This is a genomic window from Actinoplanes oryzae (assembly GCF_030757795.1).
Classification (GTDB): domain Bacteria; phylum Actinomycetota; class Actinomycetes; order Mycobacteriales; family Micromonosporaceae; genus Actinoplanes.
Genome location: NZ_JAUQWH010000074.1, coordinates 13,988 through 35,278 on the forward strand (window position 1 = coordinate 13,988; position 21,291 = coordinate 35,278).

At 74.0% G+C, this 21,291-nt stretch carries 13 protein-coding genes; 5 read left to right on the forward strand and 8 right to left on the reverse strand.

Annotated features, from left to right (window positions below):
- Positions 1–12 precede the first annotated feature (12 nt).
- Positions 13–3,909: a type VII secretion protein EccCa gene (gene eccCa / locus RBH18_RS23290; protein WP_306211166.1), complete on the forward strand. Its 3,897-nt coding sequence runs from the start codon at positions 13–15 to the stop codon at positions 3,907–3,909.
- A 537-nt stretch (positions 3,910–4,446) separates the two neighbouring features.
- The gene (gene mycP, locus RBH18_RS23295; RefSeq protein WP_306211216.1) at positions 4,447–5,640 is read left to right on the forward strand and encodes a type VII secretion-associated serine protease mycosin; all 1,194 of its coding nucleotides are present in this window, start codon (positions 4,447–4,449) and stop codon (positions 5,638–5,640) included.
- 417 nt (positions 5,641–6,057) lie between these two features.
- Here mycP and RBH18_RS23300 read toward each other — a convergent pair whose 3' ends face one another.
- The 5 genes from RBH18_RS23300 to RBH18_RS23320 all read right to left on the reverse strand — a co-directional run bounded on the left by RBH18_RS23300 (position 6,058) and on the right by RBH18_RS23320 (position 10,658).
- Positions 6,058–7,236 carry a MarP family serine protease gene (locus tag RBH18_RS23300; RefSeq protein WP_306211168.1) on the reverse strand — a complete coding sequence of 393 codons (1,179 nt, stop codon included), beginning with the start codon at positions 7,234–7,236 and terminating at the stop codon, positions 6,058–6,060.
- A gap of 22 nt (positions 7,237–7,258) precedes the next feature.
- On the reverse strand, positions 7,259–7,993 hold the full coding sequence (locus tag RBH18_RS23305; RefSeq protein ID WP_306211170.1) for an NUDIX hydrolase: 735 nt from the start codon (positions 7,991–7,993) through the stop codon (positions 7,259–7,261).
- Complete coding sequence (locus tag RBH18_RS23310; RefSeq protein ID WP_306211172.1) at positions 7,993–8,604, reverse strand: TlpA family protein disulfide reductase; 612 nt, start codon at positions 8,602–8,604, stop codon at positions 7,993–7,995. The genes RBH18_RS23305 and RBH18_RS23310 overlap by 1 nt, the downstream gene beginning before the upstream one ends.
- Positions 8,601–9,398, reverse strand: coding sequence for an endonuclease III (nth, locus tag RBH18_RS23315; protein ID WP_306211218.1), 798 nt, complete (start codon positions 9,396–9,398; stop codon positions 8,601–8,603). Before nth ends, RBH18_RS23310 begins: the two co-directional genes overlap by 4 nt.
- A gap of 69 nt (positions 9,399–9,467) precedes the next feature.
- On the reverse strand, positions 9,468–10,658 hold the full coding sequence (locus tag RBH18_RS23320; RefSeq protein WP_306211174.1) for a CapA family protein: 1,191 nt from the start codon (positions 10,656–10,658) through the stop codon (positions 9,468–9,470).
- 203 nt (positions 10,659–10,861) lie between these two features.
- Between RBH18_RS23320 and RBH18_RS23325 the strand changes: the two genes are divergently transcribed.
- The 3 genes from RBH18_RS23325 to RBH18_RS23335 all read left to right on the forward strand — a co-directional run bounded on the left by RBH18_RS23325 (position 10,862) and on the right by RBH18_RS23335 (position 15,466).
- On the forward strand, positions 10,862–11,539 hold the full coding sequence (locus RBH18_RS23325) for a Crp/Fnr family transcriptional regulator (RefSeq protein WP_067509198.1): 678 nt from the start codon (positions 10,862–10,864) through the stop codon (positions 11,537–11,539).
- 460 nt (positions 11,540–11,999) lie between these two features.
- A complete protein-coding gene (locus RBH18_RS23330) occupies positions 12,000–13,445 on the forward strand; it encodes a carboxyl transferase domain-containing protein (RefSeq protein WP_306211178.1) in 1,446 nt (481 codons plus the stop codon).
- Between the two features lie 11 nt (positions 13,446–13,456).
- Positions 13,457–15,466, forward strand: coding sequence for an ATP-binding protein (locus RBH18_RS23335; protein WP_306211180.1), 2,010 nt, complete (start codon positions 13,457–13,459; stop codon positions 15,464–15,466).
- Here the strand turns inward: RBH18_RS23335 and RBH18_RS23340 are convergent, their stop codons facing one another.
- The 3 genes from RBH18_RS23340 to RBH18_RS23350 are packed head-to-tail and all read right to left on the reverse strand — an operon-like array spanning position 15,467 to position 21,274.
- A complete protein-coding gene (locus RBH18_RS23340) occupies positions 15,467–16,900 on the reverse strand; it encodes a serine/threonine-protein kinase (RefSeq protein WP_306211182.1) in 1,434 nt (477 codons plus the stop codon). It abuts the gene before it with no gap.
- Between the two features lie 31 nt (positions 16,901–16,931).
- Positions 16,932–20,561, reverse strand: a complete 3,630-nt coding sequence (locus RBH18_RS23345; RefSeq protein WP_306211184.1) for an adenylate/guanylate cyclase domain-containing protein — start codon at positions 20,559–20,561, stop codon at positions 16,932–16,934.
- On the reverse strand, positions 20,558–21,274 hold the full coding sequence (locus RBH18_RS23350; RefSeq protein ID WP_306211186.1) for an MBL fold metallo-hydrolase: 717 nt from the start codon (positions 21,272–21,274) through the stop codon (positions 20,558–20,560). Before RBH18_RS23350 ends, RBH18_RS23345 begins: the two co-directional genes overlap by 4 nt.
- Positions 21,275–21,291: the final 17 nt, after the last annotated feature.

The window sequence follows — 21,291 nt, forward strand, 5'->3', positions numbered from 1 at the left end:
GGGGAGCTCGGCGTGGGAACAGTGGTGGTCAAGCGGGCCGCGCGCCGCCCGGCGCCCGAGATCCCCACCGGCGAGCTGGTGATCGACCCGCCGCCGGAGGTGCCCGCGGCGTCCGGCAGCCGGTGGCAGCAGGCGTTCATGACCCTGCCGATGCTCGGCGGCTCGGTCGCGATGGCGATGCTCATGGGCCAGGGCCGCGGCGGCGCCCTGTCCTATGTGATCGGCGCCCTCTTCGGGATCTCGTCGCTCGCCATGCTGGCCACCTCCTTCGGCGGCAGCGGGACACCACGCAAGGCCGAGATGCTGACCGCGCGCCGCGACTATCTGCGCCATCTCGCCGGGCTGCGCCGCCGCGTCCGGGACACGGTGGCCCGGCAACGTGCCGGCCTCTACTACCGCCATCCCGACCCGGCCGGGCTGTGGTCGACCGTGGACAGTCACCGCGTGTGGGAGCGGCGGCCCGCCGACCCGGACTTCGCGGTGATCCGGGTCGCCGTCGGCCCCCAGACCCTGGCCACGCCGCTGGTGCCGCCCGTCACGCGGCCGGTCGAGGACCTCGAGCCGCTGACCGCCGGGGCGTTGCGGCGCTTCCTGGACACGTACTCCGTCGTGCCGGACCTGCCCGTGGCCGTCTCGCTGCGCGCCTTCTCGCGGGTGTTCCTGCGCGGGTCCGGCGCGCCGGGGCTGGCCCGGGCGATCCTCACCCAGCTGGCGGTGTTCCACGCCCCGGACGACCTGGTCATCGCCGTCTGCACCGGCGCCGAGCAGCGCGCCCGCTGGGAGTGGGCGAAGTGGCTCCCGCACGCGCTGCACCCCGTCCGCAGCGACCGGACCGGGCCGTTGCGCCTGTTCGCCACCTCGGGAGCCGAGCTCGGCCACCTGCTCGAGGACGTGCTCGGCGACCGGCCCCGATTCGACCCGGCCGGCGTGGAGCCCACCGGCCCGCACGTCGTCCTGGTCCTCGACGGCGTCGGCGAAGACCCGTCCGAGGACGGCATCGACGGCGTGACCGTGCTGGACCTCGGAGCACCGCCTCGCCTGCTCGATCGCGGCATGCTCGTGCTGGACACGGGCGAGGGCCGGACCCTGCACACGTACGGGATGGAGCACGCCACCGCCGTCGGCAGGCCGGACCGGCTCAGCGAGGCCGAGGCCGAGGCCGTGGCGCGGAGGCTGGCGCCGCTGCGGCTCGGGGTGGTCACCACCGCGACGGACACGCCGGCTCCCGTCGGCGCGGGGCTGGCCGACCTGCTCGCGCTCGGCGACCCGGCCGCCCTCGACGTGGCCGCCGTGTGGCAGGAGCCCCGGCCGGACCGCGACTGGCTCCGGGTGCCGATCGGCCTGAGCGTGGACGGCTCGCCCGTCGACCTGGACCTCAAGGAGTCCGCCCAGGACGGCATGGGCCCGCACGGGCTGCTCATCGGCGCCACCGGGTCCGGCAAGTCCGAACTGCTGCGCACGATCGTGCTCGCGCTGGCGACGACGCACTCGTCCGAGACGCTCAACTTCGTGCTGATCGACTTCAAGGGCGGCGCCACCTTCGCCTCGCTGGACCGGCTGCCGCACACCGCCGCGGTGATCACCAACCTCGCCGACGAGCTGCCCCTGGTCGACCGCATGGTGGACGCCGTCGACGGCGAGCTGGTCCGGCGCCAGGAGGTGCTGCGCCGGGCGGGCAACTACGCGAGCCGGCGCGACTACGAACGGGCCCGTGCCGGCGGCGCCGACCTGCCGCCCCTGCCCAGCCTGCTGATCATCTGCGACGAGTTCTCCGAGCTGCTCTCCGCGAAGCCGGACTTCATCGACCTCTTCGTCCAGATCGGACGGCTGGGCCGGTCGCTCGGCGTGCACCTGCTGCTCGCCTCGCAGCGGCTGGAGGAGGGCCGGCTGCGGGGGCTGGACACCCACCTGTCGTACCGGATCGGGCTGCGGACCTTCTCGGCGCTGGAGTCACGGACGGTGCTGGGGGTGCCGGACGCGTACGAGCTGCCCCGCGCGCCCGGCCACGGCTACCTGCGGTTCGGGACCGAGCCGCTGGTGCGCTTCCGGGCGGCGTACGTCTCGGGTCCCTACCGCCCGACCGGCCGCGTCGCCGGGCCACGCCGGGCCGGGGAGCCGCTGGTCCTGCCCTTCTCGGCCACCCCCCAGCTGCCCCCCGTACGCCCCTCCGGCACGACCCGCGACGTGACCCCGGCCCTCGGGGCGACACTGCTGGACGTGCTCGTCGACCGGCTCGACGGCGAGGGGCCGCCCGCGCACCAGGTCTGGCTGCCGCCGCTGGAGGACTCGCCGACCCTCGACGACCTGCTCGGGCCGCTGACCACCGACCCGGCGCGCGGGCTGTCCTCCGCGCGGCCCGACCTGCACGGTGCTCTGCGCGTCCCGGTCGCGCTCATCGACAAACCCCGTGACCAGGTACGCGACGTACTGTGGCTGCACCTCGCCGGCGGCTCCGGGCACGTGGCGATCGCCGGGGGCACGCAGTCCGGCAAGTCCACGCTGCTGCGGTCGCTGGTGCTGGGGCTGGCGCTCACGCACACCCCGGCGGAGGTGCAGGTCTACTGCCTCGACTTCGGCGGCGGCGCGCTGGGCCTGATCCGGGACGTGCCGCACGTCGGCGGGGTGGTGCAGCGGCTCGATCCGGTGGGGGTGCGGCGTACCGTCGGCGAGATCTCCGCCCTGCTGGCCGAGCGGGAGCGCCGCTTCGCCGACCTGGGCACCGACATCGCCGGCTACCGGGCGCAGCGGGCGGCGGGCGAGCACGCGGACGACCCGTTCGGCGACGTGTTCCTGGTCGTGGACGGCTGGTCCACGATCCGGAACGAGTTCGACGACCTCGAGAACGCGATCACGGACATCGCCACGCGCGGCCTCTCCTACGGCATCCACATCGTGGCGGCGGCACCCCGGTGGATGGACTACCGTCCGGCGCTGCGCGACATGTTCGGCACGCGGGTGGAGCTGCGCCTCGGCGACTCCACCGACTCGGCTGTCAACCGCCGGGCCGCTGCCGAGGTACCCGACCGGCCCGGGCGCGGGATCGTCGGGGACGGGCTGCACTTCCTGACCGTACGGCCGGAGCTGCACGACACCACGGGACCGGGCCTCGCCACGCGGCTCGCCACGGCGTGGCACGGGCCGCCGGCGCCCAGGGTTCGGATGTTGCCGGCGTCTCTGCCGTACGAGGAGCTGCACGCCGGCACCGGCCTGCACCTGCCGATCGGCATCGCGGAAGCCGACCTGCGCCCGGTGACGATCGACTTCGCGAGCGACCCGCACTTCGTCCTCTTCGGCGACGCGGAATGCGGCAAGACCTCGTTCCTGCGCGCGCTCGCCACCACGATCACCGGCCGCTTCGAGCCGCGCGACGCGCGGATCATCCTCGTCGACTATCGGCGCAGCCTGATGGACCTCCCCGAGAGCGACCACCGCATCGGGTACGGCATCCAGCCCCAGCAGACCCTCGAGCTCATGCAGAACGTGGCCGGCTACATGGACCGCCGCCTGCCCGGCCCCGACGTCAACCGGCAGCAGTTGCGCGACCGGTCCTGGTGGAGCGGGCCGGAGCTCTTCGTCCTCGTCGACGACTACGATCTCGTCACCGCGGGCAGCACCAACCCCCTGCAGCCCATCCTCGACCACCTGCTGCAGGCCCGCGACATCGGCCTCCACCTGATCATCGCCCGGCGTGCCGGGGGTGCCGCGCGGGCCATGTTCGACCCGGTGATCCAGCGCCTGCGCGAGCTGTCATCGCCGGGCCTGGTGATGGCCGGGCCGCCGGACGAGGGCGCGCTCATCGGACCCGCCCGGCCCGGGCCACTGCCGCCCGGCCGGGGGCGGCTGGTCACCCGGCGCGAGGGGCTGCGGCTGGTCCAGCTCGCGCACCTGCCGCCCTATCCACCCTCGTGACCGGGCGTCGTCCCGCCCGCCTCGGCCGCGTTCCCGTACGCGCGGCGCGTCCCCGGGGGCATGGACCCGGCCGAACGGACAAGACGTGCGATCGGCATTCACGGATACGGGCAACGATGCGCCGATTCGGAGTAATCTCCGTGCATCAGTGTCCATCATCAGAACGGCCCGCTGACCAGTGAGAGCTCGAAGCGAAGCATCGTGCGCGTCCCGCCGCCGGCGACGTGACGCCGGCGCGGCGCACCCGGCCCACGGCGGTGCCCGTTGGTGAGGCTGCCCGCCCGCGTCGCCGCCGCGACCTCCGCTGCCTGTCTCTGCGCCGGCCTCACCGGCGCACCCGCCCTGCCCGCGGCCACTTCCGCCGCCGCACTCGACGCCGCGACCACGCCTTCCGCGACCAGCTCCACACCGGCGCTCGGCGACGCTACGACCAGCTCCACACCGGCGCTCGGCGACGCTACGACCAGCTCCGCACCGGCGCCCGGCGGCGCTGCGACCACGACCGGCTCCGCACCGGCGCCCGGCGGCGCCAGGACCATGGACGGCGGCGCGGGAGGTGCCGCGGCCGGGGCTGCTCCGCTCGCCGAGCCGCTGCGGGGTGACTCGATCCGGGCCGACCAGTGGCAGCTGGAGAAGCTGCACGTCACGGGCGCCTGGACCTACTCGACCGGGACGGGCGTGACCGTGGCCGTCGTCGACTCCGGCGTCGACGCGGACCACGAGGACCTTCAGGGCCAGGTGCTCAAGGGGCTGGACCTGGTCGACTCCGGCGGCGACGGCGACACCGACCTCGTCGGGCACGGCACGACGGTCTCGGCGCTCATCGCCGGGCGCAACGACGACGACGAGGGCGTGGTGGGCATCGCGCCCAACGCCAAGATCCTGCCGGTGCGCGTCCTCGACCGCGAGAACAGGTACGACGACGCGATGATCGTCGCCAAGGGCGTGCGCTGGGCGGTCGACAACGGCGCCCGGGTGATCAACCTGTCGCTGGGCGGCAACGGCACCAGCGCCGCCCTGGCCGCCGCCCTCGACTACGCGTTCGCCAAGGACGTCGTCGTGGTCGCCTGCACGGGCAACGCCGGCGCCTCCCCGTCGCCCGGCGTCTGGTACCCCGCCCGCGAGCCCGGCGTCATCGCCGTCGCCGGCATGGAGAAGGACGGCACCGAGCTGTGGTCCGGCTCGATCACGGGCAAGGAGACCGTGGTCACGGCCCCCTCCACGCACCTGGTCGGCGCCCGCCCCGAGGGCTACTGGCAGGTGCAGGGCACCAGCTTCGCGGCCCCGATGGTGTCGGCCACGGCCGCGCTGATCCGCTCCCGCTGGCCGACCATGCCCGCGGGCGAGGTGGTCAACCGCATCATCAAGACCGCCCGCGACCTGGGCCCGCAGGGCCGCGACGACGAGTACGGCTACGGCATGGTCGACCCGACCGCCGCCCTCACCGCCGAGCTGCCCGCGGTCGCCCGCAACCCGCTCGACACGACGGCCTCCCCGGGCATCTCCCGCATCGGCAGCGCCCCGAGCGCCGGTCAGGCCCAGTCTGCCCCCGACACGACCGGCTCCGGCACGGTCGGCGCCCGCGTCCCCGGCTCCAACGCCGGCAGCGCCATCGCCGGCGCCGACCTCCCCGCCCCGGGCCACTCCCCCGGCTGGTGGGCCACCGCCGCCCTCTTCCTCGTCACCCTCTTGGCCACGGCACTCGCCATCCGCCGCTTCGCCACCGCCTGACCGCACCGCGCCGACCAGCGCCCCTCGACCACGGGTCCGCTCATGCCCGGGCAGCGCCACACGCTCACGGCTCGGGCCAGCGCCACACGCTCGTGACCCGGCGGCCGCCACACGCTCGTGACGGGCGGGCGCCCCGCGCTCACGGCCCAGGCGAGCGCCCCCGAGCTCATGGCCCAGGCGGGCGCCCCCGAGCTCATGGCCCAGGCGGCCGATCCCACGCTGACGGCCTGGGCGGGCGGTCGCGCGCTCACGGCCCAGGCGGGCGGGCGTGCGCTCACGGCCGGGGCGGGCGTCGCGCGCTCGTGGGGCAGTGCTGTGCGTCTACCCGCCTCCGGCGCACGCGCGTCTCGTCGTGGACACCTCGCGCGTGGACTCCTCGCCGGGCCCCGGCCAAGCGCAGGCTTCGCCGGGACCCGGCTAAGCGCAGTCGCCGGTCTTGACGCCGCGGGTGCGCTGGGTGCCGAGGCGGGCCGTGCTTGCCGCCTCGTTGGCGGTCAGGGCGAAGCCCACGTTCCGGTCGTCCGCGGCCGCGGCGAAGATGACGCCGAGCACGTCGCCGTTCTGCGAGACCAGCGGGCCACCCGAGTTGCCGCTCTGCACGAGCGCCCGGATCGTGTAGATCTCGCGGGTCACGTTGCCCGCGTCGTAGATGTCCGGGCCGGTGATGTTGCTGACCTCGCGGACGCGGGCGCTCTCCGCCCGGTAGGGGCCGTCCAGCGGGAAGCCGAGCACGACGGCGTTCGCCCCGGTGCCGGCCGGGCGCTCCACGAAGGGCATGACCGGCGCCTTGAGGCCGGGCACGTAGAGGACCGCCAGGTCACGCTCCGGGTCGTAGACGACGACCTTGCCGTCGAGGCGGTCGTCCTGCGTTTCCACCTGGACGTTCTTGGTGCCCGCGACCACGTGCGCGTTGGTCATGATGCGCTCGTCGGCGTAGACGAAGCCGGAGCCCTCGATGCGGCGGGAGCAGCTGGGTGCCGTGCCGAGGACCTTGATGACCGACTTGCGGGAGTCGACGACGACCTGGGACTTGGCGAGGGTCGGGTCCGGCGGGTCGACCTGACGGGCGTTGGTCCTGGTCAGGCCGCCGAACACGTCGGGGAAGCCGTCGGTGTTGAGCGACTCGCGCAGCCCGGAGGACAGGGCCTGGGCCTCCTCGGGGAGGAGCTGGTTGACCCCGTTGAGGATCGCGCTGTCCCGCACCGCCGCGTTGAGGGCGGGGAACGGCGTCGACCCCATGGGTACGGCGATGAGCCACGCGACGAGCAGCACGGCCGCCACGGAGACCGCCGCTCCGCCCGCGTCGTCGAGGCGTTGCAGCGGGCGGCTCTCGATCGCGCGGCGGACCCGGGTGCCCAGCCAGCCGGCCAGGGTCTGCCCGAGCACGGCGAGCGCGAAGATCGTCACCAGCGACACGACCAGCCGGGTGGTCGGGTTCTCGAACTGGTTCGCGAGCAACGGGCCGACCTGCAGGCCGATCAGCAGGCCGCTGAAGAAGCCGCCGAACGACAACGCCCCGATGACGAAACCCTGCCGGTAGCCGCTGACCGCGAAGATCAGCATGAGCACGATCAGGAGTACATCGACCACAAGCACTCGCCCAGGGTAGAAGTGACAGTCACGGGACCACCTCGCCGGTCGCCGCCGGCGCCGAGGCGGTTGCCTCGGCAGCGTCGGTCTCCGCGGGCACCGCCCGGAGGGCGGCCGGCATCTGGGAGTCGGGCAGGGTCACCAGGCGGCCCGGCTCCCATGGCCGGCTCCAGCCTGCCAGGTCGAGCAGCGTCGCGATGACCCCGGCCGTGAAGCCCCAGACGAGCATGTCGCTCACCTGGAACGCCGGGCCCACCCATCCACTACGGTGGCGGACCCGGACGCGGTTCGCCGGGTCCACCAGATCGGCGACGGAAAGCCGCGCCACCCGCTCGACCTCGTCGGGGTGCCCCGGCCGCACCGGATGCGGCGCGTGCCACCAGGCCAGCACCGGCGTCACCACGAACCGGCTCACCGGGATGTAGAGCTCGGGCAGCGTCATCAGCACGGTCGCCGAGGCCGGGTCGAGGCCGACCTCCTCCTGGGCCTCCCGCAGCGCGGTGGCCGCCGGGTCCTTGTCGCCCGGGTCGGCCGCGCCGCCGGGGAAGGCCGGCTGCCCGGCGTGGGTGCGCATGGTGCCGGCCCGTTGCAACAGCAACAGGTCGGGCTCGCCGGGTCGCTCCTCGCCGAAGAGCACGAGCACCGCGCTCGGCCGGCCCCCGCTCGCGGGCGGCGGCACGGTGGTGAAATCACTGGTACGCGCGGCGGCCGCCCGGCTCAGCAGGGGCTCCCACCAGGCCGGCAGGCCCGCCGCGGCGCCCATCAGGCCACCGTCACGCCGGTGTGGGCCCGCACCAGGCTGCCCAGTGTCGGTTTGTCGAGCGCCTTCCCGGTGTAGACGTAGGTCTCGCCGGCCGGGTTCACGAAGACGGTGACCGGAAGGGTGCTCCTGCCCAGGGCCGTGAGCAGCGCGGTGTCCTTGTCGTAGAGCGTCGGCATCGACACCTGGTGCTCCGCGGCGAAGGAGGCGCCGGCGTCCTTCTTGTCGCGGGTGTCCACGCCCAGCACCCGCAGCCGCCCGGCCGTGACGTCGGACAGCTCCTGCATCAGCGGCAACTCCTCGCGGCACGGACCGCACCAGGAGCCCCAGAGGTTGATGACGGCGGGCCCGGGCAGGTCGGCCACGCGAACCGACTCGCCGCCGGTGAAACAGGGCAACGACACGTCCGGCAACCGCGACCCGTCACTTTGAGTGACGACGGGGGAATCGGCGGACGTGGTCGAAGGGGCGGCCGACGCCGCCTGTGCGGGCAACGGCGAGGTCAGGCCGGCGCAGTCGGCGAAGGGCGCCGACGGCTCCGGGGCCGCCGGATCGGCGCTGCAGCCCCCGAGCACCAGCACCAGCGGCGCCGCGACCCAGCCTGCTGCCCTCACGGCGCCTCCGGGGCGACGACCGCGCCGGCCGGCACGAGCTCGGGGTCGACGCCCGCCTGCACGGCGAGCTCCCGGGCGCGCGGGCCCTTGAGCAGCTTCGCCGCGGGCGCCGCCTCGGTCGGCCCGGTGCCGTAGGACGGGCACATGCTCGCCAGCGTGCAGGCCCCGCAGGCGGGCTTGCGGGCGTGGCACACCCGGCGGCCGTGGAAGATGATCCGGTGCGACAGCATCGTCCAGTCGCGCTTCTCGATCAGGTCCGCCACCAGGAACTCGATCTTGACCGGATCCTCCTCCTGGACCCAGCCGAAGCGGTTGACCAGGCGGCGGAAGTGGGTGTCGACGGTGATGCCCGGGACGTCGAACGCGTTGCCGAGGATCACGTTGGCCGTCTTGCGGCCGATGCCCGGGAGCGCGACCAGCTCGTCCAGCGTGCGCGGCAGGACGCCCTCGTGCCGCTCGACCAGGGCCTGACCCAGCTTGATCAGCGAATCCGTCTTCGCCCGGAAGAAGCCCGTCGGGCGCAGGATCTCCTCCAGCTCGCCCCGGTCGGCCGCGGCGTAGTCGGCCGCGGTCAGGTAGCGCGCGAAGACGGTCGGCGTGACCTCGTTGACCTTCTTGTCGGTGCACTGGGCGGACAGGATCGTCGCGACGGCCAGCTGCAGCGGCGTCTGGAAATCCAGCTCGCAGTGCGCGTCGGGATGGGTCTCCGCCAGCGCCTTGGCCATCTTGCGCGCCCGGCGCTTGCGCCCGATCGGCGTCTCGTTGGCGAACCGCTTGGCTGACCGGACGAGCACGGCCGCACCGGCGGACGCGGCGACGAGAGGACGACTCACGGGAGCAAGAGTACGTCGCCCGTACGACAGTCACTTCGGGGCCGCGATCGCCCCGTCCGTGCCGATGACCGCCGCCGAGTCGCCGAAGTCGGCCTCCGAGAGCTCACGCACCCGCGCCAGACCCTTCTCCCCGGAGCTGTCCCGCAGCGGCTTCCCGGCCGGGTTGATGGCCGTGGAGAGGAACTTGCCGCCGGTGAAGGTGCCGTCCTTGGTGATGGTCACGTGCAGGATGCCGCCGTAGCCGAGCACCCCGGTCCGCTTGAGCGTCTTGCCGCCGGCCGCGAAGTTCCCGAGGCTGTACGCGATCAGCTTCCCCTTGTAGAACTCCATGCCCCGCAGCACGTGCGGCCCGTGCCCGACGACCACGTCGGCGCCCGCGTCGATGACCGCCCGGGAGAACTTCATCGGGTCGCCCCTGTTCTCGCCGGCGAACAGCTCGCTGCCCGGTTGCACGTGATCCTTGTCCGAGCCCTCGGCGCCCATGTGCACCTGCACCACGACCACGTCGGCCTGCCCGGTGGCCTCCTCGACGATCGCCTTGGCGGCGGGGAGGTCGTTGACGTTGTTCGCCGTCGCGTAGGGCGAGAACCCGATCACCGCGACCTTCACGCCCTTGACCTCGACGACGGTGACCTCGCCCTTGGCGCCGGTGTGCTCGAGCCCCGCGCTCTCCAGGGCCTCGATCGTGCTCGTGTAGCCCCGCGGCCCGAAGTCGCTGGAGTGGTTGTTCGCCGTGTTGAGCAGCTGGAAGCCGGCTTCCTTCAGGAGCTTCGCGTACTTCGGCGGGGAGCGGAAGGCGAAGCAGTCGGCCCGGGGCGGGGAGCCGCACTTGCTGGTGCCCGTGTCCTCGGTGAGCGGCTGCTCGAGGTTGCCCATGACGAGATCGGACTCGAGCCCCGGCGCCACCGAGTCGAAGAAGCCCTGCCCGTCGTTCGCCGGCAGCCGGCCCGGCACGCTGCCCATGATGATGTCGCCGGTCGCCGAGAACGTGATGCTGTCCTGCGCCGCGGGTGAATCCTCCGAAGTGCCGGCGACGGGGACCCCGCTGGCCGTACTCTTCGGGGGTGCGTCCCGCCACTGGGCCTGCGGAGTCTCCGGGCTGCGGTCGGCGAGGGCCATGCCACCGACCCCGGCGCCCAGGAGGGCCGCGACGACGATCGTCGCGGTGAGGACGGGCCTGCCGAAGAGGCCCCGGCGCTGGTTCGGGGGGTGGGCATTCATCGACCGGGACGATACCGTCGGGCGACAAGCGGCCACGACCGTCGAACGGCCAGCCTTCGCTCACCGAGAGCGACGGTTTTCCGGCGCGTCCGGGGGCGGTGGTTACGCTCAGAGATCCAGTTCGAGGGGTGCCCGCCCGTTTACGGCCAGCGTGCGCCTAGACTGATCGTGCGCGGCGAAGGCGCGTAGTCGGAGGTACAGCGATGGATGAGGTACTGGCTCGCAGCGGGATCTTCCAGGGCGTTGACCCGGAGGCTGCCGAGGCGCTCGCCAAGGAGATGGAGACGATCGAGTTCCGGAAGGGCGACATCGTCTTCAATGAGGGCGAGGCGGGCGACAGCCTTTACATCGTTCTCTCCGGCAAGATCAAGCTCGGCCGGCGCGCAGCCGACGGCCGGCAGAACCTGGTCTCGATCATGGGCCCGTCGGACATGCTGGGCGAGCTCGCCCTGTTCGACCCGGGCCCCCGGACGGCCACCGCGACCGCGGTGACCGACACGCGGCTCGCGCGGCTGAAGAAGTCGTCGCTGCGCCCGTGGCTCAACAACCGCCCCGAGATCGCGGAGCAGCTGCTCCGGGTGCTCGCGCGGCGGCTGCGGCGCACCAACGACGCCCTGGCGGACCTGATCTTCACGGACGTCCCCGGCCGCGTCGCGAAGAACCTGCTCCAGATGGCGGGCCGCTTCGGCACCCGCGACGGTGGTGTGCTGCGGGTCACGCACGACCTCACTCAGGAGGAGCTGGCGCAGCTCGTCGGCGCCTCCCGCGAGACCGTCAACAAGGCCCTCGCGGACTTCGCGTCCCGCGCCTGGCTGCGGCTCGACGGCAAGAGCGTCATCATCCTGGACCCGGAGCGGCTGGCCCGGCGCGCCCGCGTCTGATCCACCCGGCCGGCCCCGGCCACCGGCATGACCGGCCCCCGAAGGCCGTCTCCCCGAGGGAGGCGGCCTTCGAGTCGTGCCCACGCAAGGACGAGTGCGGAAGCGCTGACACGCACGCGACCACCCGGCCCGCACGTGGTTTTGCGGGGTGACAGCAACCACTCACGCACGTGGCCCGGTGGGGCTTCGCGCCCTGGACGCGCCAGCGGCCAGCGAAGTCGCGCCGGGCACCTCGGCGTGAGCGACGGTCCGCACCCCCCACCCAGCTACGACAAAAAGCTCTTGATCCTCGCTTAAGACCTCAGTAACCCGACAAAAGCGACATAACTCTCCCTGATCGAGGGTAGGAAGGTCCGTGTCGCACCCGGACACCGAGTCGTTAGCGGAATGGTCGATACGACGGTCGAGAGGGCGCGGTCTTGAACGAGGTGGCGGGCGTGCAGTGCAGCGGGGTGAGGACGTGACCGTGCTGGACACCGCGATCGACCCGCGTACGCCCGCATACCTGGCGAACCGGAGCGCGATGCTGGAGCGCCTGGCCGAGCTGGAGACCGCGCTGGAGGCGGCGCGGGCGGGCGGCGGCGAGAAGTGGGTCACGCGGCACCACGCGCGCGGCAAGCTGCTGCCCCGGGAGCGCGTCGAGATGCTGCTGGACCAGGACAGCCCGTTCCTGGAGCTCTCGCCGGTCGCGGCCTGGGGCTCGCAGTTCCCGGTCGGTGCCAGCGTGGTCACGGGCATCGGTGTGGTCGAGGGCGTCGAGTGCGTGGTCATCGCCAACGATCCGACGGTGGACAGCGGCGCGGTGAACCCGTACACGGTGGAGAAGATCCGCCGGGCGGCGCGCATCGCCGCGGTCAACCGGCTGCCGCTGGTCAACCTGGTCGAGTCGACCGGGGCCGCGGCGCCGACCGGGCCGCCGCCGGGTGGTGCGATCGCCCGGGATCTCAGCCAGCTCACGGCGGACCGGGTGCCGACCGTCTGCGTGGTCTTCGGCGCGACGACCGGCGACGCGGCCTACCTGCCGGCGCTGTCGGACTACACGATCATGGTGCGCGGGCACGCCAAGATGCTGACGATCCACCCCCAGCCGGTACGCGCGGCCGGCGCCAACGGCCGCCCGGTCCCCGAGGTCCGCAGCGCCCCCACCGTCCCCGCCGGCGTGACCGGCCCCGCCGACCAGCTGGCCGAGGACGAGCGTGACGGCCTGCGCCTGGCCCGCCAGTGCGTGCGGCGGTTCAACTGGCGCAAACGCGGTCCGCAGCCGCGCACGACACCTCCGCCGCCGCCCCGCTACGACGCCGAGGACCTGCTCACCATGGCCGGGCCCGACCCGCAGTCGGTGTTCGACCCGCGCGAGGTGCTGGCCCGGGTCCTCGACGACAGCGACTTCGACGAGTTCAAGCCCGCGACCGGCACCGGCCTGGTCACCGGCTGGGGCGAGCTGCACGGCTACCCGATCGGCGTGGTCGCCAACCTGGGCAACCCGTTCTCGCCGGCCGAGACGCAGAAGGCCGTCCACTTCATCCAGCTCGCCAACGCCACCTCGACCACGCTGCTGTTCGTGCAGTACACGGGGACGCCGGCCGCGGAGCCCAACGAGGCCGCCGACGTCCGGCACGGGGCGCCGCTGGTGCACGCCGTGGCCAAGTCCACCGTGCCGCATCTCACGCTGATGATCGGCGCGGCCCCGCCCGACGAGGCCGGCGGCGTCTACGGCCGGGCCTACGAACCACGCTTCCTGTTCAGCTGGCCGGTCGAGCGCGGGGTCGAGGGCCCGCTCGGCAAGCTGCCGGACGACGGCGTCATCGACCCCCGCGACACCCGAACAGTGCTCGGCCTCTGCCTTTCCGCCGTGCACAGCGCGTCCGTGGAAGGCGCCGAACACGTCGGCGTCTTCAGACCGTAGGAGAGGTAGCAGTGATCCGACGTCTACTGGTGGCCGACCGGGGTGAGATCGCCCGCCGGGTCTTCGCCACCTGCCGCCTCGTCGGCATCGAGACGGTCGCCGTCTACTCCGATGCCGACGCCGACGCCCCCCATGTCACCGAGGCGGACTACGCGGTACGGCTGGCCGGCGGCACCGCGCCGTCGTCGACGTACCTGCGCGGCGACCTCATCATCGCCGCGGCCCAGCGCGCCGGCGCCAACGCCATCCATCCCGGCAACGGGGCCCTGGCCGAGGATCCGGAGTTCGCCACCGAGGTCACCGACGCCGGCATGATCTGGGTGGGCCCGCCCGCCAAGACGCTCGGCACGCTGCACAGCAAGGTCGAGACCAAGACGATCGTGGCGGAGGCGGGCGTGCCCGTGCTGCCGACCTTCGGCGACCCGGAGGACGTCGCGGGCTTCCCGGTGCTGCTCAAGCCCGCGGGCGGCGCCGGCGGCACCGGGCTGCGCGTGGTGCGCGACCCGGCGACGCTGGCGGAGGCGGTGGCCTCGACCCGGCAGGAGACCGGCGACGAGGTCTTCTGCGAGCCCTACCTGGAGAACGTGCGGCACATCGAGGTGCCGATCATCGCCGACACGCACGGCGCGGTGGTGCCCTTCGGCGAGCGCGAGTGCTCGGTCCAGCGGCGCTACCAGAAGATCATCGAGGAGACGCCGTCGCCCGCGGTCGACCCGACGCTGCGCGAGCAGCTGTGCCGGGCGGCGATCATCGCCGTGCGCGCGGTGGGCTACGTCGGCGTCGGCGCGGTCGAGTTCCTGCTGGACGACGAGGGCGACTTCTGGTTCGTCGAGCTCACGCCGAGCCTGCAGGTGGAGCACGCGATCACCGAGTGCGTCTCCGGCTACGACCTGGTCCGGCTGCAGCTGCTCGTCTCCGAGGGCGGGCACCTGCCCATGCCCGGCCCGCCGCCGATCCGCGGGCACGCCATCGAGGTGCGGATCTGCGCGGAGGACCCGGCGTACGCGTGGCTGCCCGCGGCCGGCACGCTGCACCGCTTCCGCGTACCGGACGTGGGCGGGTCGTTCCGTCCCCTGCCGCAGCCGGGCCTGCGCCTGGACGCCGGGGTGGTCGACGGCTCGGTGGTCGGCGTCGAGTACGACACCATGCTCGCCAAGCTCGTCGCGTGGGCCCCGACCCGGCAGGAGGCGGCCCGCATGCTCGCCTCCGCGCTGACCCGCTCGGAGATGCACGGCGTGGTGACCAACCGTGACCTGCTCGTCCGGGTGCTCCGGCACGGCGCGTTCCGGGCGGGCGACGTCGACACGGGCTTCCTCGACCGGCATCCGGAGGTGTTCGCGCCGCTGCTGTCCTCGGTGGACGCCGTACGCATCTCCTGCCTCGCCGCCGCCCTCGCCGGTGCCGCCGCCCGCCGGTCCGCCGCGCCCGTGCTGCGGTCGCTTCCGTCCGGCTGGCGCAACGTCCCGTCGGGCTCGCAGACGGCCGTGTACGACGGCCCGGCCGGCCCGGTCGAGGTCGGCTACCGGATGAACCGCCACGGCGAGCTGGCCGGCTGGTGGGTGCGCTCGGTGGACCCGGAGGAGCTCGATCTCGCCGGGCTCGGCCAGGCCCCGACGCTCGACGACCACCCGCCGACGGTCGTGGTGCACGCCGACGGCTCGCGGGTCGACCTCGACGTCAACGGCATCCGGCTGACGCTGCGGGTGCACCGGGTCGGCGAGGTGTCGTACGTGGACAGTCCCGAGGGCTCGGTGGCGCTGCGGGAGTTGTCGCGCTTCCCGTTGCCCGCGCCCGAGGCGACCGAGGGATCATTGATCGCGCCGCTGCCGGGTGCTGTGCGGCGCGTTCTGGTCGTCCCCGGTCAGCGCGTGCGCGCCGGCGAGCTGCTGCTCACCCTTGAAGCGATGAAGCTGGAGCATCCCGTGCACGCGCCCTCGGCGGGCGTGGTGGCCTCGTTGCCCGTGCACCCGGGGGCCGAAGTGGACACCGGCGAGCTACTGGCCGTGCTCGACCCGGAGTAGTCACCCCCGGGCCAGCACCGCACCCCGCAGGCTGCCCGCGCCCTGACCGGCCAGGCACCGGAAGGTCCGCTCCTCGCCGACCGGAGGCAGCACCGACAGCGACCACTGCGCGCTGTCGGTGCGGGTGGTCGTGCGGTGGAAGGTCTTCCGGCTGCACACCTCGAGCACCGCGGGATCGGTGGTGACCGCGGCCCGGTCCCGCGGGTCGAGCCCGTCCCGCAACGCGCCCACCGCGAAGACCTCCCAGCTGTGCTCCGCGGAGCAGGCGACCCGGTGGGCCACGGCACTGCCCTCGCGGGGCGTGAAGCACTCGACCTCGGCGGGACAATGCTCACTCGAAGCCGGGCAGCCGGGCAGCTGTGACATGGCCACCGGCACGGTCGGCGTGGTGCCGCCCGGCGTCATCCAGAGCCCGCCCACCGTCAGCAGCACCGCGCCGAAGCCGCCGAGGAACCACTTGCGCTTGCCGCGCTTCGCCGGGTTCTCGGTGTTGACGGTCGGCGTCTCGTCGGGCGCCGAGGAGTCCCGGGTCGGGGTGACCGGCGGCACCGGGCGCGGCTGCCGCTCGGGCCGGGGCGCATAGCCCGACGAGCGGTAGACGGAAGCGGTCTCGAACCGCAGCTGCCCCAGCATTTCGCGCAGCTGCTCGGCGGTCGGCCGGGCGCGCGGGTCGTTGGCCATGCCGTAACGCAGCACCTCGGTCAGCGCGGGCGGCACCCCGTCGAGATCCGGGATCGGCCGGTTGAACAGGTCCATCAGGGTGATCAGACTCGGACTGCGGTCGCTCTCCCAGCGCGGCGGGCGCCCGGCCATCACCGCGTAGAGGGTGGCGCACAGCGCGTAGACGTCCACGGCGCCCGAGGGGTTGGCGTGGGAGAACATCTCGGGCGGCGCGTACGCGGGGGTGAGCACCTCCAGCGTCACCGACGAGTCACGCATCTCGCCCAGCACGGCCAGCCCGAAGTCGGCCAGCACCGCGGGGTTGAAGTGCGAGTACAGGATGTTGGCCGGCTTCACGTCGCGGTGCAGCACCCCGTTGGCGTGCGAGTGCACCAGCGCGTCCGCGATCTTCTCGCCCAGGTCGCGGGCCTCGGCGGCGCCCAGCGGCGACACCCGCATCCGGTCCAGGTACGACCCGTCGCACAGCTCCATGATCAGGTACGGGTGCTGGTCCACCGTGACGCCGACGTCGAACAGGTCCACCACGTGCGGGTGCGACGACATCCGCCCGGCGGCCTTGGCCTCGCGCAGGAACCGGGCCTGGTCGCGCGGGTTGTCCAGGGTCCTGTTCTCGACCTTGATCGCGACCTCGCGGCCCACGGAGTCCTGGGTGGCCCGGTACACGGTGGCGTACCCGCCGCGGGCCATGACCGACAAGCCGGACATGCCAGGCACGTAGGGCACGGGCAGGCGGCCAGGCGGGGTATCCGTCACGGCTATGAAAATACGCGACCGGTGTACCGGATCATCCCGGCACGTCAGACGCGTAGGCGACAGATTCCGGCGGATCCACGATGGAGAGACTCAGCGCGTCCCGCACCTCCTCGGCCGCCAGCCGCTCGCTGAGCTGCTCGGTCGAGTGGGCGAGCAGCACCGCCTCCGCCGCGGCGGCGCGCGCCTCGGCCAGGTTTCCGGCGGCCGCCTCGACCCGGGCGAGCACCAGCGCGGCGAGCACCCCGCTGCGGACGTCCTCGGCCTTGACCTCGCGCGCCCGGCGCACCCAGGTGCCGGCGGTGTCGACCCGGCCGTCGGCGAGCAGGGCCGACGCGTACGAAGCCAGCGCGTGCCGCCGCGAGAACAGCAACGACGCCCCCGTGTCGCTGGCGATCGGCGCGAGCAGGCCGACCGCCGTCCCGGGGTCGCCGGCCCGCAACCGCGCCTCGGCCAGCAGCACCCGCGGCCCGACCTGCGCCGGGGCGAGCGGGTTGTGCGGCTCGACGGCGCTCATCACCCGCCGGGCATCCGCCTCGGCCGCCTCCACGTCGCCGCGGCGCAGCGCCACGAACCCGCGCAGCACCCCGGCCATGCCCAGCAGCAGCGGGTGCCCGGTGCGGTCGGCATAGCCGAGGGCGTCGGTGAGCAGGTCGTACGCGTGGTCGGGCTCGTCCAGCCCGCGCGCGATCACGCCACGGACCACCAGCGCGAGCCCGCGCCCCCAGTCGTCGGCGACGGCGTCGAAGTCCCGGAACGCCCGGCGCGCCTCGCCGTCCGCCTCGCCCAGGTCGCCCAGCTCCGCGGACGCGTACGCCTCGACCGCCCGCAGCGTCCCCACCGCCCAGCCCTCGCCGACCCGGTCGCCGAAGGGCAGGAAGATCCGGGCCAGCCGGCGCGACTCGTTGAGCCGGCCCGCCAGCAACCGGGCGAAGGCCGTGGTGCCGCGCAGCCAGGAGCGCCCCACGGGGTCGCCCAGCTCGGCGAAGAGGCGGGCGGCGCGACCGAGCACGGCGTCCGTCCCGGCGAAGTCCCCGCGGGTCGTGGTCACCCAGGCGAGGTTCTGCAGCGCCCAGGCCTGGCCGTGCCGGTCGCCCGCGGCCAGCGTCACCTGGTAGGCGGCGGCGAACCGGCTGCTCGCCCGGCTCAGCTTGCCGGCCAGGAAGTCGGCCATGCCGAGGCGGCGCATCGCGTTGGCGCGCTCCGGGGCCAGCTCGGCCTCGGTCGCCACGTCGAGGGCCTCCTGCCAGGCCTCGACCGCCTGCGCCTGATCGCCCAGCGCCTCCTGAGCACGCCCGATCACGAGCAGGGCCTCCGCGCGGGAGACCGGGTCGGGCGTACCGCTGTGGGCGATCTTCTCGCCGGCCTCCAGCGCCTCCTTGGCCCGTCCCAGGCGCAGCAGCGCGCGGGCGTGCACGAGCTGGTCGGAGAGCGGCAGACCGTCACGGGCGAGGGCGGCGGCCCGCTCGGCGTACGCGATGGAGGCCGCCGGCTCGATGTTGGCCAGCGCCCGCCGGGCCATCCGGCCGAGCGCCGCGACGCCCAGGGGCGCGACCTCCCGGACCGTGGCGTCGGGGCGCAGGCTCACCGCGTCGGCCAGCTCGACCGCGCACTCGGCGTGGGAGGCGACGAAGGCGTCCCGCTCGTTCTCGCCGAGACTCAGCCGCGATGCCGCGTCGTAGCCGAGCGCGTCGATCGTCTCCGGGGCCGCCCAGCGGGCCAGGAAGGCGTGGCGCTCGGCGAGGTCCGCGCGGCCGATGCCCGCGTACGCCGCCTCGCGCATGAGGGGAGTGCTGAAGGCGTACCCGCCGCGGACGCGGTGCAGCATGCGCCGCTGGAGCAGCTCGTCGACCGCGTGCTCGAGATCGGCCTCGGGGCGCGCGTCGGTCGGCTCGCGCCGCTCGCGCAGGGCCTCGATCACGCCGGTGGGCACGCTGTCACCGCCCACGGCCGCGTCCCGCAGCACCGCGCGCGGCTCGCTCGGCAGCGCGTCGATGCGGGCGGCGAGGACCGCGGCGAGGTCGCGGGAGAGCAGCTGGCTGCCCATCGAGCCGGCCGCGAGCTGCCACCTGCCGGCCGCGTTGGCACCGACCGCGGGCATCAGCGCCCCGCGCTCGAGCAGCAGCGTGACCAGCTCGGCCAGATAGAAGGGATTGCCCTGCGCGGTGGCGAGCAGGCGGTCCGCGTCCGGCTGCGGGAGCTTGCCCCCATTGAGGTACGACGTCAGCAGTCGCGACGCGTCGGCCCCGCGCAGGGGCGGCAGGCTGTGGATCTCGGCGTCGGCAAGCCCGGTCAGCGCGCCGGCCGTGCGCACCAGCTCGGGGCGGCCGAGCAGCAGCAGCACCACCGGGCCGTCGAGCCGGGACAGCACCCCGCCGAGCGCGTCGATCGTCTCCGCGCTGGCGTCGTGCAGGTCGTCGACGATGACCACCAGCGGCGCTTCCTTGGCGAGCGCCGTGAGCAGGCCGGCCACCGCCGCCGGGATCGTCTCCGTCTCGGGCAGCGAGCTCGTCGGCTGCCACTCGGCCACGGCGTTGGGCCCGACCGGGTTCGCGGGCGCCTCGCCGTAGCCCAGGAGCGCGAGCAGCCGGTCGATGTCCACGTCCGGGGCCTCGCCGTCGCGGGCCAGCCGGGCGACGACCTTGCGCAGCCGCTCCTCGACCACCGTGCGGGTCATCGCCGTGGCGACGTCCTTGGGCAGGCCGACGGCCTTGCGGACCAGGTCGGCCAGGGGCGCGAAGCGGCGCCGCTCGCCGAACGCGCGGCAGCGGGCCCGCAGCACCCGGGCGCCGGTGTGCGAGGCGAACCGGTCCGGCCCCACGTCGTAGCCGGCGGCCAGGCGCTTGACCTCGCCGGCGAACCGGGTCTTGCCGATGCCGGCCTCCGCGGTCATCACCATGACGCGCGGGGTGCCGGTGTCGATCACCTCGGCGAGCCGGCCGGCGACGCGGCCCAGCTCGGCCTCGCGGCCCACGAAAGGGGCCTCGTCGCCGAGGCCCGAGCGGGTGCCGGGGGCGTCGCGGAGACCCAGCAGCTCGTACGCCGGAACGGGCTCCCGCTTGCCCTTGAGCCGTAACGCGCGCAGCTGCCGCCACGCCGCGATGTGTCTCGTGCCGGCGGAGGTGCGCGTGCCCGCGTAGACCGCGCCGACCGCGGCGGCGTCGGCCAGCCGGGCGGCGGTGTTCACGGTGTCGCCGATCACGGTGTATTCGATGGAGGCCTGGATGCCGGCGACCACCTCGCCGGTGTTGAGGCCGACGCGCAGGCCGGTCGGTGCCCCGCCGCCGCGCTCGTCGTCGAGGACCCGGCGCACGGCCCGCTGCATGCTCAGGGCGGCCCGCACGGCCCGCTCGGCGTCGTCCTCGTGGGCCACGGGCGCGCCGAAGACGGCCATGATGCCGTCGCCGGTGAGCTTGTCGACGTGCCCGCCGAAGGTCTTGACCGCGCCCGCGAGCGCCGCGAGCACCCGGTCGGTGACCGCGCCGACCCGCTCCGGGTCGAGGTCCTCCGACCAGGACGTGAAGTCCGAGAGGTCGCCGAAGAGCACTGTCACGATGCGCCGCTCGGCCGCCGGCAACGTGGCCGCGGCGGGCAGCGCGGCACCACAGTTGTGGCAGAAACGGGCATGGGGAACAGCGACGGTCCCGCAGACTGGACAGGTCACAGCGGGTCCAACTCCACCGGGCCGGGCTGTGATTCCCGCCTCAGGTAGTCGAGCTGCGCGCGGGCGCTCCACTCCGCCGCGAAGCGCACGCCGGGGTCGATGTCCGGGTAGACGACGTCGACGACGGCCTCGGGGGTCGCCGAGCCGGCGGCCACCGCGGCCCGGACCTGATCGAGCCGCTCCCGGCGGTGGGCGAGATATTCCAGGGCCAGCTCGGCACAGTCGGCCCGCGCCGGGCCGTGGCCCGGCAGCATGAGCATCGGGTACGCCGTCAGCGTCTCCAGGCTCGTCAGATAGGCACCCAGATCGCCGTCGGGCCAGGCGACCACGGTCGTGCCCCGCCCGAGGATCGTGTCGCCGGTGAAGATGCCCGCGGTGTGCCCGTCGGTGGCCGTGAAGCAGACGCTGTCGGCGGTGTGACCGGGCGTGGTGAGCACCTGAAGATCAAGGCCCGCCAGGGCCAGCGTGCCGGGGAGCGGGTCGCCCAGCTTCGGGTCCGCGGTCAGCACCGGCACCCCGCCGAGCATCCGGGACAGCGTCTCGGCGCCCTCCACGTGGTCGTGGTGGCCGTGGGTGATCAGGATCGCCGCCAGCGGACGGTGCTCGGCGATCGAGGCGAGGTGCCCGGCGTCGTCCGGCCCGGGATCGATCACGACGGTCTCGGCGGCGCCCGGGGCGCGCAGCACCCACGTGTTGGTGCCCTCCAGCGTCATCGGGCCAGGATTGGGCG

Excerpts from the sequence above, each read along its gene's own strand:
- mycP (WP_306211216.1), top strand. The coding sequence starts at position 4,447 with ATGGACGGCGGCGCGGGAGGTGCCGCGGCCGGGGCTGCTCCGCTCGCC.
- RBH18_RS23305 (WP_306211170.1), bottom strand. The coding sequence starts at position 7,993 with ATGGGCGCCGCGGCGGGCCTGCCGGCCTGGTGGGAGCCCCTGCTGAGC.
- RBH18_RS23320 (WP_306211174.1), bottom strand. The coding sequence starts at position 10,658 with ATGAATGCCCACCCCCCGAACCAGCGCCGGGGCCTCTTCGGCAGGCCC.
- RBH18_RS23325 (WP_067509198.1), top strand. The coding sequence starts at position 10,862 with ATGGATGAGGTACTGGCTCGCAGCGGGATCTTCCAGGGCGTTGACCCG.
- RBH18_RS23350 (WP_306211186.1), bottom strand. The coding sequence starts at position 21,274 with ATGACGCTGGAGGGCACCAACACGTGGGTGCTGCGCGCCCCGGGCGCC.